The following is a 14,495-nucleotide window of genomic DNA, read 5'->3' as shown; positions in this document are numbered from 1 at the left end:
AAAAAAATCCATAGCCAGAAATTCTGACTATGGATTTTGAAGACTCTGCCGGATCGGTCAACCGATCATTGAAAATTTCTTAACTGATCGGCATTACCCCAAAGGACGCTTTCAGCAATCGTTATGAATTAGCGGGTCATTAATCCAACACCTCTGCAGGTACTCTCACCCAGCCTTCCATAAGCACACGTGCACTTCGACTCATAATGGCTTTGACAGCACGCCATTCACCATCTTTTAGGAGCGTTTCAGCACCGACTTGCAACGTACCCGACGGATGACCAAAGTTGACCATAGTGCGCTCACCGCCACCGGCGGCTTGGTTTACTAATGTACCTGGAATAGAAGCGGCTGTGCCAATCGCCACCGCAGCCGTTCCCATCATCGCGTGATGTAGTTTACCCATCGACATAGCACGGACAAGCAAGTCAACATCACTGGCCTCAATCACTTTACCGCTCGAGGCGGTGTAGGTCTTACCGGGTGCTACAAAGGCTAATTTCGGCGTATGTTGACGTTGCACGGCTTCTTCTACCTGATCGATCAATCCCATGCGAACCGCGGCATGAGCCCGAATCGTCTCGAGTCGCGTCAAGGCTGCTGCGTCACCATTAATCGCTTCTTGCAACTCAGTTCCTTCATAACCTAACGCCTCGGCGCGCAAAAATACGGTAGGAATACCCGCATTGATAAAGGTAGCCTCTAAGGTTCCGACGCCAGGCACCTCAAATGTATCGACAAGATTTCCGGTGGGAAACATCTGCTCACCATCGGCGGAGGGATCCATAAACTCGATCGCGACTTCAGCCGCTGGAAACGTCACACCATCAAGCTCAAAGTCACCCATTTCTTGTACTTGTCCGTCTTGCATCGGTACCTTATTGACAATAGTTTTGCCAATGTTTGCCTGCCAAATACGGACTTCAGCGATACCGTTTTCCGGTACGCGATCGGCGTCAACGAGGCCTTGAGTTATTGCAAAAGCCCCCACCGCAGACGACAAATTACCGCAGTTACCGCTCCAGTCAACAAAGGGGGTATCAATCGATACCTGACCAAATAGGTAATCAACATCATGGTTGGGTTGCGTGCTTTTCGACACGATGACCGTTTTACTGGTGCTTGATGTCGCGCCGCCCATACCATCAGTATGCTTAGCGTAAGGATCGGGGCTGCCAATCACGCGCATCAGAAGTGCATCGCGCACGTTACCTGGCTGCTGCGCGGCCTCAGGTAAGTCCGCTAAGTTAAAGAATACACCTTTTGAAGTCCCGCCACGCATATAGGTGGCGGGAATTTTCAACTGTGGCCTAAATTTCATATCAACTTGCCTCAGCCTCAAGAAAGTCTTGTGCAAACCGTTGAAGCACACCACCCGCCGAATAAATGGATACTTCTTCTTTGGTATCCAAGCGGCAGATCACGGGCACTTCAATATCTTCACCATTGGCTCGGTGAATCATTAAACTCAGTCGCGCACCAGGAGCCGGTTCGCCCTTAACATCATAGGTTTCAGAACCATCAAGTGCTAACGTCTTGCGGGTTGTGCCCTCTTCAAACTGCAGTGGCAAAACGCCCATACCAATTAAGTTGGTACGGTGAATACGCTCGAAACCTTCTGCTACGATAGCTTCAACCCCAGCTAAGCGGACACCTTTAGCGGCCCAGTCGCGCGATGAACCTTGACCATAGTCAGCACCTGCCACGATGATCAATGGTTGCTTTTGAGTCATATAGTGCTCAATCGCTTCCCACATGCGTACGGTTTTACCCTCAGGTTCAATCCGTGCCAACGAACCTTGAATCACATTGCCAGCATCATCCCGCACCATTTCGTTAAACAATTTCGGGTTGGCAAACGTTGCACGTTGAGCCGTTAAATGATCGCCACGGTGGGTCGCATAAGAGTTAAAGTCTTCTTCTGGCAAGCCCATTTTAGCGAGGTATTCACCGGCTGCACTGTCAGCAAGAATCGCATTCGAAGGTGACAAATGATCCGTAGTAATGTTGTCGCCAAGAACCGCTAAAGGACGCATCCCTGTTAAGCTTGGCTTAGCGGCCAATGCACCTTCCCAGTACGGGGGCCGACGGATGTAGGTCGACATTTCACGCCAATCATAGAGTGGGTTAATATCGTCACCGTAATCGACCGAAAGATTAAACATCGGATCGTACACTTTCCGGAACTGCTCAGGCTTAACGCTCGATTTAACGATAGCGTCAATTTCCTCGTCACTTGGCCAGATGTCTTTTAACGTGACTGCGTTGCCGTCAGTGTCATAGCCCAACACGTCTTTCTCGATATCAAAGCGCATAGTGCCCGCAATCGCATAAGCAACAACCAATGGCGGTGATGCTAAGAACGCTTGTTTTGCATAAGGGTGAATCCGACCATCAAAGTTACGGTTACCCGATAGCACTGCTGTCGAGAACAAATCACGGTCGATAATTTCTTGTTGGATCTTAGGATCAAGTGCACCACTCATACCATTACAGGTAGTACATGCAAACGCCACGACACCAAAACCGAGTGTTTCCAGTTCTGGCAACAATTGCGCTTCTTCTAAGTACATCTTAACCGTCTTAGAGCCCGGTGCGAGTGAGCTTTTTACCCATGGCTTACGCGTTAAACCCAATTTATTGGCGTTACGCGCTATCAAGCCCGCCGCAATCATATTGCGCGGGTTACTGGTGTTTGTACAGCTCGTAATAGCTGCGATAATTACCGCGCCATCAGGCATTTTTCCATCTTCAGGTGACTCAATATGTTTCGCCACTCCCCGCTCAGTCAACTCGCCAGCGGGCAACAATGAATGAGGGTTTGACGGCCCCGCTAGGTTACGTTTTACTTGGCTTAAATCAAACGTTAGAACACGCTCATATTCTGCGGTTTCAAGACTATCGCCCCATAACCCAGTCTCTTTGGCGTATTGTTCCACCAACTCGACCTGATCGTCATCACGTCCAGTTAATTTAAGATAATCAATGGTCTGCTCATCAATGTAGAACATCGCTGCCGTGGCACCGTATTCTGGCGTCATATTAGAGATAGTCGCCCGATCGCCGACCGTCAGGGCTTTAGCACCTTCACCATAAAACTCGAGGTAAGCACCAACCACACGTTCTTTACGCAGGAACTGAGTCAATGCGAGTACCAAATCGGTGCTGGTAATGCCTGGCTGTAACTTACCAGTCAATTCAACGCCCACGATATCAGGCAAGCGTAGATAAGATGCACGGCCAAGCATTACACTCTCAGCCTCAAGACCGCCCACACCTACCGAGATAACACCCAAGGCATCAACCATCGGCGTGTGGCTGTCCGTGCCTACGCAGGTATCTACAAAGGCGACGTTGTCACGCACTTGCACAACCGGTGACATCTTCTCCAAATTGATCTGGTGCATGATGCCGTTCCCCGGAGGGATAACATCCACGTTTTTAAACGCAGTTTTAGTCCAGTTAATAAAGTGAAAGCGATCATCATTGCGACGGTCTTCAATCGCACGGTTCTTCTCGAACGCGTCCTTTTCAAAGCCTGCATGCTCCACCGCGAGCGAGTGGTCAACAATCAACTGAGTGGGAACCACCGGGTTCACTTTTGCCGGATCACCCCCTTTCTCAGCGATAGCATCACGCAACCCCGCTAAATCGACCAACGCGGTCTGACCTAAGATATCATGGCAAACGACACGGGCTGGAAACCACGGAAAATCATGCTCACGTTTGCGGTAAATTAATTGCTCAAGTGACTGTTTAAGAAGCTCCGGTTCACAGCGGCGCACCAAGTTCTCGGCAAAGACTCGGCTCGAGTAAGGTAGCTTGTCGTAGGCGCCCGCTTCAATATCTTCCACCGCCGCTCGAGCATCAAAGTACTCGAGCGTGGTGCCTTTTAACGATTTACGGTAATTCGAACTCATCCCACCACCTACTTATCGTTCGCTGATAGCGGGTACTGGACGCGCTTCTGGGCCGGTGTAATCCGCCGAAGGACGAATGATACGGTTGTTCGCGCGTTGCTCTTTCACGTGTGCCGTCCAACCCGTCACACGTGACATCACAAAGATAGGTGTGAACAGTTTTGTCGGAATGTTCATATAGTTGTATGCAGACGCGTGGAAAAAGTCCGCGTTCGGGAACAGCTTCTTCTCACGCCACATGACTTCTTCACAGCGCACAGAAACATCATACAAGCGAGAATCGCCATTCTCTTCGGCAAGCTTCTTAGACCATGCTTTGATAATGTCATTGCGTGGGTCAAACTCGCGATAAATTGCATGGCCAAAGCCCATGATCTTCTCTTTACGCTCGAGCATACCCATGAGTGTTTTCTCAGCATCTTCTGGATCTTTCATGTCCTCGATAAGCTCCATTGCGGCTTCGTTGGCTCCGCCGTGCAATGGACCACGCAATGAACCGATCGCACCGGTTACACACGAGTGGATGTCAGACAGTGTCGAAGCACATACACGCGCTGTGAAGGTTGATGCATTAAACTCGTGCTCTGCATACAAGATTAACGACGTATTCATCACGTCAGCATGTAATTTAGACGGCGACTCATCATGCAATAAGCGTAGGAAATGGGCACCTGTTGAATGCTCTTCAGAATCAGTATCGATACGCACGCCATCGTGTGTAAAACGGTACCAATACAGCACCATACCTGGGAAAGTTGCAATCATACGTTCGATTTTATCGTCCGCTTCATCGAAGCTTTCTTCAGTCTCGAGGTTGCCTAACATTGAGCAACCTGTACGAAGCACGTCCATCGGATGCGCTTCTTTTGGAATACGCTCCAGTACGTCTTTGACTTCCTGCGGTAGGATGCGCATGGATTTTAGACGCTTACGGTATGCATCTAATTCAGCTTGATTGGGTAATTCACCCTTCGCTAGCAAATACGCGACTTCTTCAAAGCTCACCTTCTCCGCTAACTCTTTAATGTCATAGCCACGATAAGTGAGGCCAGAACCTGATTTACCCACCGTACATAGTGCGGTTTCACCCGCTGATTGGCCGCGTAATCCTGCACCACCTAGTTTTTTCTCTGCCATGGTTTTATTCCTTCTTAATTTGTTGTGATTGACTTGCGCCTAAGGCGCAAGCTACATAATCAATTCTTGCGCCCAAGGCGCAAGCTACCGAGCTTATTTTTTAAATAGGTTGTCTAGTTTTTCTTCGAACTCATGGTAGTTCAAGAACTCATAGAGTTCTGCACGCGTTTGCATATCATCAACAACCGCTTTCTGATCGCCGTTCTCAAGAATACTATTGTAGACATTTAACGCTGCTTTGTTCATCGCACGGAATGCGCTCAACGGATACAATACAATATCGACACCGACGTCAGCCAGCTCTTGCTTATTGAACAATGGCGTTGCTCCGAATTCGGTAATGTTAGCCAATACTGGCACATCAAGCGCTTCAGTAAAGGCTTGATATTGCTCCAGTGTGTGCACCGCTTCTGCAAAAATCGCATCCGCACCCACGTCGACACACGCTTGCGCGCGCTCAATGGCAGCATCTAAGCCTTGTTGCTGTAACGCGTCAGTACGCGCCATAATTAGAAACTGGTCATCAATACGGGCATCAACGGCCGCCTTAACGCGGTCAACCATCTCAGCTTGAGTAACGATCTCTTTATTTGGGCGGTGACCACAACGCTTTTGCGCAACTTGGTCTTCAATATGAATACCCGCTGCACCTGCACGCGTCATTTCTTTAACAGTGCGTGCGATATTGAATGCACCACCCCAGCCTGTGTCGGCATCAACTAATAATGGCAAGTCTGAAGCGCCGGTAATACGGCGAATATCTTCGCACACGTCATTCAGTGAAGTCATACCCAAGTCAGGTAAACCAAAAGAGGCATTAGCAACACCTGCGCCCGACAAATAAAGCGCTTTGTGGCCCACTTTTTCAGCCATCATGGCTGTGTAAGCGTTAATCGTACCGACGATCTGCAAAGGATTTTCTTGTTCAATTGCACGACGCAGTTTTGCGCCCGCACTTTGGATTCCGTTACTCATTATCACTTCTCCTGTTGTGCTAGTTTAATTTCGATGTTTTTACGCGACGCGCTAATATGACGCCGCATCAATAAGTCCGCGAGTTCACCGTCACGATTGCCAATGGCGGTCAAAATCGCTTTATGCTCGTCAAAGGCGCGTGAAACACGAGGTCCATTCATCCCCATCTGGACGCGATACATCCTGACCAAATAGTAAAGTTCATCACAGAGCATATTTATCAGATAGGGATTCTTGCTCCCTAAGATGACACGATAATGAAAGTCCAAATCGCCCGCTTCTTGATAGTAACTTTCACCTTCGCGCACGCGCTGATGCGACAAGTGTTGATCAAGCAAACTCTGAAGTTGCTCGATTTCCTCGGTTGCCATGTACTCGGCAGCCAACCGACACGCTAACCCTTCTAATTCTTCACGAATTTGATATAAATGGATGAGTCCTTGATAAGATAGCTGAACGACACGGGCTCCGGCATTTGGCGTTCGTTCAATGAGATGGCAGCGCTCCAACCGAGCAAGTGCCTCGCGCAGAGGTGCACGGCTGATGTTAAATTTACGAGCAAGCTCAGGCTCGCTAATTTTGCTCCCAGCGGCAATTTCGCCCTCGACCACGGCTCTTTGAATCTGAACAAGAACCCGGTCAGCGGAGGTTACAGCTGGTTTGGCAATAGGTGAAAGCACTTCCATATGAAATTGTCGACATAATTAAGTGTTGTTACTATTCTGCCCGATCATTTAAGTATATTACAAGCATATTTATAAAGTATTGTCGACAATACTGGAAAGATTGCTTTTCAGTTGAAGACCTTCACTATAATTTAAGACGTCAAATTTCGGAGAAGATTATGTTTGAGTGGATCGCCATGCCCGAGGCATGGATTGCATTGGCTACACTGACCGCATTAGAAATTGTACTGGGCATTGATAACATTATTTTCATTTCTATTTTAGTTGGTCGTTTGCCTGAACGCCAGCGGAACCGAGCTAGAACGCTGGGCCTAATATTAGCAATGGGCACGCGACTATTGCTTTTATTCTCCCTCACTTGGGTCATGTCATTAACAACTCCCTTATTCGACGTCCTTGGTAAATCAATCTCGGGGCGTGATCTGATCTTACTACTGGGTGGCTTATTCTTACTTGGCAAAAGTACCTTAGAGATACACCATGCGCTTGAAGGCGAGTCGAGCGAGGGCCAGAGCCCCGTGCAAGCTAACTTCGTTGCCATACTTGTTCAAATTGCTGTGCTCGACATCGTGTTCTCGCTTGACTCAGTGATAACCGCGGTGGGATTAGCCGATCACCTTTCGGTCATGGTGATTGCCGTTGTTCTATCCGTTGGCGTCATGCTGATTGCGGCTAAGTCGGTCTCCGATTTTGTCGACAAACATCCCACCATTAAAATGTTGGCCTTAAGTTTCCTTATTTTAATTGGCATGACTTTAGTTGGCGAGGGGATGGGCTTTCATGTGCCTAAAGGGTATGTCTATTTTGCCATGGCGTTCTCACTTGCGGTGGAATTTTTAAACATCCGCGTGCGTGCCAAAAAACGGGCCTCAGAACCTGTACAGCTGAGAAAGTCTATCCCGGGGGACAGCCAACCCAAAAACCAATAAATTCATCGCTAAAGGTTTTAATCATGGGCATTGGCTAGTAAAGTATGACCACTTTTTTCGACTTCGACCAAAGTCGAATGGGTCAACATTAATTTTTATAACAAACGGATAATTAAAATGGATCCAAAAAATATTGTCGACAAAGACGCTAGTTTTTTCGGACAGCCAGGGGGACTTCAAACCCTGTTCTTTACCGAAATGTGGGAGCGCATGAGTTACTACGGCATGCGCGCGTTGCTCGTGCTGTTTATGACCGCCTCAATGCAAGAAGGTGGACTTGCCATTACCGTCGCCTCCGCTACAGCAATTTACGGTCTTTATACCGGTGCTGTTTATTTCATGGGCCTTCCTGGTGGTTGGATTGCTGACCGCCTTCTGGGTGGCCAACGCGCAACCTGGTATGGTGGCATTATCATCATGCTGGGCCATATCGTACTGGCAATCCCAAGCGAAGCCAGCTTCTTTATCGGTATGATCCTCGTTGTTCTTGGAACAGGTCTTCTCAAACCGAATATCACGGCGATGGTGGGTCAACTGTATAGTTCAAATGATGACCGTCGTGATGGTGGCTATACCCTTTACTACATGGGTATCAACATTGGTTCTATTATCGGTTACTTCGTTACCGGTTACTTGCAAGAAAATGCCGGTTATCACTGGGGCTTTGGTGCTGCAGCCGTAGGTATGGCTTTTGGCCTAATTCAATACAAATTGACACAGCCCAAGTTAAAGGGTGTTGGCGAGAAGCCAGCTAAACCGATGAGCGCAGGTGCTGCCAAGCGTAGCTGGGCAGTAATTTATTTGCTATTGGCGGGTCTGGCAACCGTCACCTATCTAGCGCTAAACAATATTATTGTTATTGATCCAGTGGTATTAGCTGGCAACGTGGCCGTTATCTTTACTATCATTTTCTTCGTGTATTACCTGAGTATTTTCCTGTTTGGTAAACTGACACGCAATGAAATGAAACGCCTCGGCGCCTTGTTCCTCGTGTGTATCGCATCAACCATGTTCTGGGCAGGCTTCGAGCAAGCCGGTTCTTCATTTAATTTGTTTGCACGTGACTTAACCGATCGTATGATTGGCGACTTTGAAATTCCAACGACTTGGTTCCAATCATTAAATTCAATTTTCCTGGTCACGTTGTCACCATTCTTCGCGGCGCTTTGGATTAACCTCAGTAAACGCATGATTAACCCTTCTTACGGCTTTAAGAGTGCAATCGGTCTGATGATCATGGCAACCGGCTTTATCGTCATGTTCTTCGCCTCTCAAGCCGCTGCAAGTGGCCTTAAGGTCGCGCCTTACTGGCTAGTTGCTGTTTACTTCATTCACACCGTGGGTGAACTATGCTTGAGCCCTGTCGCATTAAGTGCCGTAAGTAAATTGTCGCCAAAACGCATGGCGGGCCAGTTAATGGGCGTATTCGTACTGACCTATGCGATGGGTAACTTAATTGCTGGCTTGTTAGCAGGTGGTCTTGATCCTGAAAACCCTCAAGCCATGCCAGAGCTCTACTGGACGATATTCCTATTCGGTGTCAGTGTGGGTGCGGTAGTATTCGTTCTCGCCTTCTTCACTCGTAAGTGGGAAAAGCTGCCACCAGACGACGGTGAAGCTGACAACGATGATCATCCAGGTGCGGTTATTGACGCTAATGAGCCAGTCAATAAACCGTAAAGTGAGATGTATCGCATTATTAAAAAAGGGGCTTCGGCCCCTTTTTTAATGGTTTATGACTTAGGCTTTGCCGGCTTTTCCGAAACATAAATCGTAATATGCCCTGCGGCCACCACAGTACCATCGTCTCGATAGGCAGTGACTTCGATAGGCTGATCGCCAACTTGCCATGTTTGCTCTGTCGCTCTCGCTTCAATGCGCACATCACTATTGGTCTTGGCCAAGTAATTGACCTGCATCCCCTTAGGCAGCCAACGTAAGTGCTTAGGAATGGACGCCTCAGCTAATGCCCCCATCGCCATTTCCATGCCATTACATACAGCAATCGCGTGTACGGTACCAATATGATTTTCAACCGCTTTGCGTTTTTTAAACGTCAGTTGACAAAAGTTAGGCTCAAGCTCAGTGACTAGCGGCTTTATCGAAGCAAAGTAAGGCGCTTTGCGAGCGAACATCATGGAGAAGATACGCGCCCCCAACGGCAGCTTTAAACACTGTGCTCTTAGTTTTAGTAGATAATTTTGTTCACTCACATGTGTTCCTCAACAGTTAGACATAAAAAAAGCAGGCCGCAGCCTGCTTTCTATCACAACCTTATGTTCATTATAAGCTTGCGAGCGTCTCGTTCAATACTGAACATGGGCGCATAGCAGCAGATACCTTATCAGCGTCTGGCTGATAGTAACCACCGATCTCGACTTGCTTGCCTTGAACACCGTTCAATTCGTCCATGATGGCTTGCTCGTTCTTCTGCATAGCTGCAGCGAGTTTCTCAAAGCGCTCTTGAAGCTCTTTGTCCTCAGTTTGCTTAGCCAGAGACTCAGCCCAATACATCGCCAAGTAGAAGTGCGAGCCGCGGTTATCAATCTCACCCACTTTACGCGAAGGCGATTTGTTCTCTTCCAAGAACTTCGCGGTCGCATTATCAAGCGCATCAGCCAAAATCTGCGCACGACGGTTGTCGGTTGCACGGCTGAGATGCTCAAGTGAAGCCGCCAACGCAAGGAATTCGCCCAGTGAATCCCAACGTAAGTGGTTCTCTTCCACAAACTGTTGTACGTGTTTAGGTGCTGAGCCACCCGCGCCGGTTTCGAATAAGCCGCCACCGTTCATCAATGGGACAATCGAGAGCATTTTCGCAGAAGTGCCCAGCTCAAGGATCGGGAACAAGTCAGTCAAGTAGTCACGTAATACGTTACCCGTGACTGAGATTGTATCCTTGCCTTCTTTCACGCGCTTCAACGTGTGGCGTGTTGCTTCTTCAGGCGACATGATTTGAATATCCAAACCATCGGTGTCGTGCTCTTTTAAGTAAGCCTCAACTTTACTGATCAATTGCGCATCATGGGCACGGTTTTTATCGAGCCAGAATACGGCAGGCATGCCACTTAAACGTGAGCGATTAACGGCAAGCTTTACCCAGTCACGGATAGGCTCGTCTTTAACCTGACACATACGCCAGATGTCGCCTTCTTCAACCGCGTGTTCAAATACTACATCACCCGCTTGATTCAATACTTTTACCGTACCATCCGCCGGGATTTCGAAGGTTTTATCGTGCGAACCATATTCTTCTGCTTTTTGCGCCATCAAACCAACATTAGGCACTGTACCCATGGTTGCTGGATCAAACGCGCCATTTTCACGGCAGAAGCTAATCGTCTCTTGGTAAACACCCGCATAGCAACGATCGGGGATCATCGCCTTAGCTTCTTTCTGTCCGCCTTCACGGTCCCACATTTGGCCCGAGTCACGAATCATGGCAGGCATTGAAGCATCAATAATAACGTCGCTTGGTACGTGTAAGTTAGTGATACCTTTGTCTGAGTTAACCATTGCTAACTCAGCCTGTTTGGCATAAACGGTATTCAAGTCATTCTCGACTTCCTGACGCTGTTCATCCGTCAGTTTATCGAGCTTAGAATACAAATCGCCGATACCGTTGCTGGCATCAAACTCAATTTCTTTCATTAAATCGGCGTGTTTTTCAAGTACATCTTTGAAATAAACACGCACCGCGTGGCCAAACATGATCGGGTCAGAAACTTTCATCATGGTGGCTTTTAAATGCAATGACAGTAGAACGCCCTGCTCTTTAGCAGCAACAGTCTCTTTCTCGAAGAACGCTTGTAGCTTCTTGCGGCTCATAACAGCAGCATCAACAACTTCGCCGGCCAGCACTTTGATACCGTCCTTAAGTACGTTTTGCTCACCGTTACTCTCCAATACGATTTTAAAGCTATCGTCTTGGCTTGAAGTCATTGATTTTTCAGATCCGTAAAAGTCGCCTTCTTCCATGTGCGCAACGTGGGCTTGGTTGTCTTTACTCCAAGCGCCCATGCGATGGGGATGCTTCTTAGCGAAGTTTTTAACCGCCATCGGTGCACGGCGATCTGAGTTACCTTCACGTAGCACAGGGTTCACCGCACTGCCTTTAACGCGGTCATAACGTGCACGAATATCTTTTTCTTCGTCAGTCTGTGGATCAAACGGGAAGTCAGGTAATTTGTAGCCTTGTGCTTGCAGCTCTTTAATGCACGCAGTCATCTGTGGAATAGATGCACTGATGTTCGGCAATTTAATAATGTTAGCTTCTGGTGTCTTCGCTAATTCGCCTAACTCAGCTAATGCGTCTGACTGGCGCTGTTCCTCAGTAAGATACTCAGAGAATTGCGAAATGATACGACCTGCAAGTGAAATATCACGCGTTTCAACTTTAACGCCTGCCGCTTTAGTAAAGCTTTGGATGATAGGCAACAGCGAGTAAGTAGCTAAACGTGGTGCTTCATCCGTTTCAGTATAAATAATCTTCGATTTGTCGTTCGACATAATGATTCCTATCGTTTATCAGACTTCGTAATAGGTTGAACTGTGGGCGAATTATACGGGATCTACCCTCTAATTACCATTCACCCGTATTTTCCATCGTGTCCCAAGGTGCCTCTGGTTCACGCGCGCCACCTTTTTGCAGTAGTTCGATCGAAATGCCATCCGGAGAACGGACAAATGCCATGCGTCCATCACGTGGCGGACGGTTAATCGTCACACCGTTATCTTGTAACTTTTTGCACAGTGCATAAATATCGTCCACTTCATAGGCTAAATGGCCAAAATTACGCCCGCCGTCATACGACTCTGGATCCCAGTTATATGTCAGCTCCACCATCGGCGCTTTGTTTTCGCTGGCCGCATCTTCGTCTTCCGGTGCAGCTAGAAACACCAATGTAAAACGCCCGGCTTCAACCTCTTTCCGGTACATTTCTTTAAGGCCCAACAAGTCACAATAAAAACGCAATGACGCGTCGAGATCCTCGACCCGAACCATGGTGTGTAAATATCTCAACGTTAACTCCCTACAACAGTATTTACTTCAGTTTAATCATATCGTTAATACAACACGATTCGACCTTTGGCGAATGTTTCAGCCAAACAGTTTTCTCTTCACCGCTCGACCAGCAATGCGCAGCTTCTGACGGGTCGGAAAGCGCTTAAAAGTTGACTTTACCGTACCTTGAGTAAAGCGCGTGGGTTTACTGTAATCAATATTAACATCAACCAATACACTCTGTCCTTTAGCTGCGACGTCGAATGCTTGGGCTATATACGCATCGAGCTCAGCTTCGGTTTCAATACGAATATAATGCGCTCCGGTCGCTAATGCCATGCCTTCAAATTTCGCACCCACCAATGCCGTACAGGGTTTTCGCGCATAAGGCGTTTGCTGCGCTTGCGCGATTTGAGATAGTTCGCCGTCGTTGAATACAAAACAAACAACGCCAACCTCCTGTTGTTGCGCTGTCAGCAACTCCATTCCCGTCATAACAAAACAACCATCTCCCACAATGGCAATGGTTTGTCGCTCGGGCTGTGCCAGCTTTGCGCCGATTGCGGCAGGAACAGCATAGCCCATCGCGTTATAGTCAGTGGGAGTCAATAATGTCATGCCGGCTTTTAGGGGCAATAATTCCGCCGCTAAGTACGTATGATTTCCATCATCCAAAACAATGATCGCGTCATCCATCATTTGTGCGGCAATTGACGTAAAAAACACGTATGGATTAATGCGTTCGTGACTATCATGCGCTCGCCATTCGTCGAAATAATCCTGTTTTAACTGCTTAATTGTAGCCTTGAGCGACGCACTATCGGCTCGTGCAGCCTGACCGCTCAGCGCGTTGTTTAACAACTTCAGTACCTCTGTGGCATCTCCTTTGATACTCACTTTGCTCGGATAGTTACGGTTGAATACCGACTCATCGATATCAATATGAATGAGATTTTTGGGCACTTTCGCGCTGAAACTGCCTGTTGGGATTTCGGCAAAACGTGTACCAATCGCGATCATTAAATCGCAGTCTTTGAAGCTTGCTTGCGCTGCGGGTACTGCCGAAGCTGAAAAACCAAAGCCCACATGCAGTGGATGATCATGAGGAAAAACCGACAGTCCCTGCAAGGTGGTCGCCACCGGTGCTTGCAGATATTCTGCTAAATCAATTAGTGGCTGTTGCGCGTGGCGAGCGCCCCAACCGACAAACAGTCCGGGTCTGTTACCCGCTGATATGAGTTCAACAGCCCGTTTAATGGCTTGCTCATCGATAGCCGGTGTAGTGGGCTGAGGCGGCTGTTGAGGTTGAGCAACGGTTGCATCAAATAGCTGCAAATTGACAGGGATTTCGACTAACACAGGACCTGGCTTTCCTTCGGTCGCCAGTTGGTAAGCTTGATACAATACATCCGTCACATCATTTTGATGATTAACACGAAACGCGCCTTTGGTGATCCCCTTTGCCAGTTCCAACTGGTCAACACCATGCAAGACAAAATCAAACTCGGTATCAGTGCGCACCCCACCCGAAATCACAAGCATCGGAACACCATCAAGATACGCCTCACCAATACCACTCGCTGCATGAGTGAAACCCGCTGCGGGAACAATGGCGAGTACACCAATGCCCTCGTGCATTTGCCGAACGCGACTCATGCCATCGGCCATAAACGCGGCGCCCCCCTCGTGCGTGACTAACACAGGCGTAATATGCTCACTGGCGTTCAGCGCATCATAAAACTCTGTGTTGTGAACACCGGGAATACCAAACGTATGCGTCACCCCGAGTTTTTCGAGCGCTGCTACGGCTAACTGTGCTGCATTTTTTCTCACACCCGCTCCT

Annotated in this window: 11 protein-coding genes; 2 read left to right on the top strand and 9 right to left on the bottom strand. The window is 48.2% G+C overall.

What is annotated here, in order from left to right:
* Window positions 1–139: 139 nt before the first annotated feature.
* The 5 genes from prpF to AWU56_RS05210 form a co-directional block, all read right to left on the bottom strand.
* A complete protein-coding gene (gene prpF / locus AWU56_RS05230; RefSeq protein ID WP_286681944.1) occupies window positions 140–1,321 on the bottom strand; it encodes a 2-methylaconitate cis-trans isomerase PrpF in 1,182 nt (393 codons plus the stop codon).
* A gap of 1 nt (window position 1,322) precedes the next feature.
* The gene (gene acnD, locus AWU56_RS05225) at window positions 1,323–3,920 is read right to left on the bottom strand and encodes a Fe/S-dependent 2-methylisocitrate dehydratase AcnD (protein WP_006955441.1); all 2,598 of its coding nucleotides are present in this window, start codon (window positions 3,918–3,920) and stop codon (window positions 1,323–1,325) included.
* A gap of 12 nt (window positions 3,921–3,932) precedes the next feature.
* Window positions 3,933–5,057 carry a bifunctional 2-methylcitrate synthase/citrate synthase gene (prpC, locus tag AWU56_RS05220; protein WP_286681943.1) on the bottom strand — a complete coding sequence of 375 codons (1,125 nt, stop codon included), beginning with the start codon at window positions 5,055–5,057 and terminating at the stop codon, window positions 3,933–3,935.
* A gap of 93 nt (window positions 5,058–5,150) precedes the next feature.
* Complete coding sequence (prpB, locus tag AWU56_RS05215) at window positions 5,151–6,032, bottom strand: methylisocitrate lyase (RefSeq protein WP_006955443.1); 882 nt, start codon at window positions 6,030–6,032, stop codon at window positions 5,151–5,153.
* A 2-nt stretch (window positions 6,033–6,034) separates the two neighbouring features.
* Window positions 6,035–6,718: a GntR family transcriptional regulator gene (locus AWU56_RS05210; RefSeq protein WP_006955444.1), complete on the bottom strand. Its 684-nt coding sequence runs from the start codon at window positions 6,716–6,718 to the stop codon at window positions 6,035–6,037.
* 158 nt (window positions 6,719–6,876) lie between these two features.
* Here AWU56_RS05210 and AWU56_RS05205 point away from each other — a divergent pair, with 158 nt between their 5' ends.
* Both AWU56_RS05205 and AWU56_RS05200 read left to right on the top strand, forming a co-directional pair.
* Window positions 6,877–7,647 carry a TerC family protein gene (locus AWU56_RS05205; protein ID WP_286681942.1) on the top strand — a complete coding sequence of 257 codons (771 nt, stop codon included), beginning with the start codon at window positions 6,877–6,879 and terminating at the stop codon, window positions 7,645–7,647.
* A gap of 117 nt (window positions 7,648–7,764) precedes the next feature.
* Window positions 7,765–9,327, top strand: a complete 1,563-nt coding sequence (locus AWU56_RS05200; protein ID WP_006955446.1) for a peptide MFS transporter — start codon at window positions 7,765–7,767, stop codon at window positions 9,325–9,327.
* A 53-nt stretch (window positions 9,328–9,380) separates the two neighbouring features.
* On the opposite strand, the gene AWU56_RS05195 is transcribed toward AWU56_RS05200, so the two are convergent.
* The 4 genes from AWU56_RS05195 to AWU56_RS05180 all read right to left on the bottom strand — a co-directional run bounded on the left by AWU56_RS05195 (window position 9,381) and on the right by AWU56_RS05180 (window position 14,485).
* Window positions 9,381–9,860, bottom strand: coding sequence for a hotdog fold domain-containing protein (locus AWU56_RS05195; RefSeq protein ID WP_286681941.1), 480 nt, complete (start codon window positions 9,858–9,860; stop codon window positions 9,381–9,383).
* 70 nt (window positions 9,861–9,930) lie between these two features.
* Window positions 9,931–12,156 (bottom strand): NADP-dependent isocitrate dehydrogenase, encoded by a 2,226-nt coding sequence (locus tag AWU56_RS05190; protein WP_286681940.1) that lies wholly within the window; start codon window positions 12,154–12,156, stop codon window positions 9,931–9,933.
* Window positions 12,157–12,229: 73 nt separating this feature from the next.
* Window positions 12,230–12,670: a lactoylglutathione lyase gene (gene gloA, locus AWU56_RS05185; RefSeq protein WP_286681939.1), complete on the bottom strand. Its 441-nt coding sequence runs from the start codon at window positions 12,668–12,670 to the stop codon at window positions 12,230–12,232.
* Window positions 12,671–12,748: 78 nt separating this feature from the next.
* Window positions 12,749–14,485: a thiamine pyrophosphate-binding protein gene (locus AWU56_RS05180; RefSeq protein WP_286681938.1), complete on the bottom strand. Its 1,737-nt coding sequence runs from the start codon at window positions 14,483–14,485 to the stop codon at window positions 12,749–12,751.
* Between the last annotated feature and the right edge of the window lie 10 nt (window positions 14,486–14,495).

It is taken from the genome of Idiomarina sp. T82-3, assembly GCF_001577655.1.
In the GTDB taxonomy this organism is placed as follows: Bacteria; Pseudomonadota; Gammaproteobacteria; order Enterobacterales; family Alteromonadaceae; genus Idiomarina; species Idiomarina baltica.
The sequence above is the reverse complement of the archived record's forward strand: the minus strand, read 5'-3'. Positions and strand labels throughout refer to the sequence as shown.

What these genes read in the sequence shown, in the direction of transcription:
- prpF (WP_286681944.1), bottom strand. Translation starts at nt 1,321, where the DNA reads ATGAAATTTAGGCCACAGTTGAAAATTCCCGCCACCTATATGCGTGGC.
- acnD (WP_006955441.1), bottom strand. Translation starts at nt 3,920, where the DNA reads ATGAGTTCGAATTACCGTAAATCGTTAAAAGGCACCACGCTCGAGTAC.
- prpC (WP_286681943.1), bottom strand. Translation starts at nt 5,057, where the DNA reads ATGGCAGAGAAAAAACTAGGTGGTGCAGGATTACGCGGCCAATCAGCG.
- prpB (WP_006955443.1), bottom strand. Translation starts at nt 6,032, where the DNA reads ATGAGTAACGGAATCCAAAGTGCGGGCGCAAAACTGCGTCGTGCAATT.
- AWU56_RS05210 (WP_006955444.1), bottom strand. Translation starts at nt 6,718, where the DNA reads ATGGAAGTGCTTTCACCTATTGCCAAACCAGCTGTAACCTCCGCTGAC.
- AWU56_RS05205 (WP_286681942.1), top strand. Translation starts at nt 6,877, where the DNA reads ATGTTTGAGTGGATCGCCATGCCCGAGGCATGGATTGCATTGGCTACA.
- AWU56_RS05200 (WP_006955446.1), top strand. Translation starts at nt 7,765, where the DNA reads ATGGATCCAAAAAATATTGTCGACAAAGACGCTAGTTTTTTCGGACAG.
- AWU56_RS05190 (WP_286681940.1), bottom strand. Translation starts at nt 12,156, where the DNA reads ATGTCGAACGACAAATCGAAGATTATTTATACTGAAACGGATGAAGCA.